The following is a 1,241-nucleotide window of genomic DNA, read 5'->3' as shown; positions in this document are numbered from 1 at the left end:
TAACAAATCAACAAACATGCAACAAGCTGTACTCTTGATTTCTATAACGCTCCCTGGTTGCGATCAGGGGCTAACGTTATAGGGACAAGCGAATAAGTGCACATGGTGGATGCCTTGGCGATTACAGGCGATGAAGGACGTAGTAGCTTGCGATAAGCTGCGGGGAGTGAGCAAACACACTTTGATCCGCAGATTTCCGAATGGGGAAACCCGGCCTTTTAGGTCATTGCATACTGAATACATAGGTATGCAAAGCGAACGCGGCGAACTGAAACATCTAAGTAGCTGCAGGAAAAGAAATCAACCGAGATTCCCAAAGTAGTGGCGAGCGAAATGGGAAGAGCCTGTACGTGATAGTCGGACTGATAGTGGAAGTCTTTGGAAACAGACGCCATAGCGGGTGATAGCCCCGTACACGAAATCAGACCGGTGGTACTAAGCGTACGACAAGTAGGGCGGGACACGAGAAATCCTGTCTGAACATGGGGGGACCATCCTCCAAGGCTAAATACTCGTAATCGACCGATAGTGAACCAGTACCGTGAGGGAAAGGCGAAAAGAACCCCGGGAGGGGAGTGAAATAGATCCTGAAACCGTGTGCATACAAACAGTCGGAGCGGACTTGATCCGTGACGGCGTACCTTTTGTATAATGGGTCAGCGACTTACATTCAGTGGCGAGGTTAACCGGATAGGGGAGCCGTAGAGAAATCGAGTCCGAACAGGGCGACAGTCGCTGGGTGTAGACCCGAAACCAAGTGATCTACCCATGGCCAGGATGAAGGTGCGGTAACACGCCCTGGAGGTCCGAACCCACTAATGTTGAAAAATTAGGGGATGAGCTGTGGGTAGGGGTGAAAGGCTAAACAAACTTGGAAATAGCTGGTTCTCTCCGAAAACTATTTAGGTAGTGCCTCAAGTATCACCATCGGGGGTAGAGCACTGTTATGGCTAGGGGGTCATTGCGACTTACCAACCCATTGCAAACTCCGAATACCGATGAGTGCGAGCTTGGGAGACAGACGTCGGGTGCTAACGTCCGGCGTCAAGAGGGAAACAACCCAGACCGCCAGCTAAGGTCCCAAAGATTGGCTAAGTGGAAAACGAAGTGGGAAGGCTAAAACAGTCAGGATGTTGGCTTAGAAGCAGCCACCATTTAAAGAAAGCGTAATAGCTCACTGATCGAGTCGTCCTGCGCGGAAGATGTAACGGGGCTAAGCCAGTCACCGAAGCTGCGGATAT

At 50.7% G+C, this 1,241-nt stretch carries 1 rRNA gene; it reads left to right on the top strand.

Going from position 1 to position 1,241, the window contains the following annotated elements:
• Positions 1–82: 82 nt before the first annotated feature.
• A 23S ribosomal RNA gene (locus QWL29_RS26350) occupies positions 83–1,241 on the top strand; the annotation flags it as partial.

The sequence above is a fragment of the Massilia brevitalea genome, from assembly GCF_030711405.1.
In the GTDB taxonomy this organism is placed as follows: Bacteria; Pseudomonadota; Gammaproteobacteria; order Burkholderiales; family Burkholderiaceae_D; genus Telluria; species Telluria brevitalea.
The sequence above is the reverse complement of the archived record's forward strand: the minus strand, read 5'-3'. Positions and strand labels throughout refer to the sequence as shown.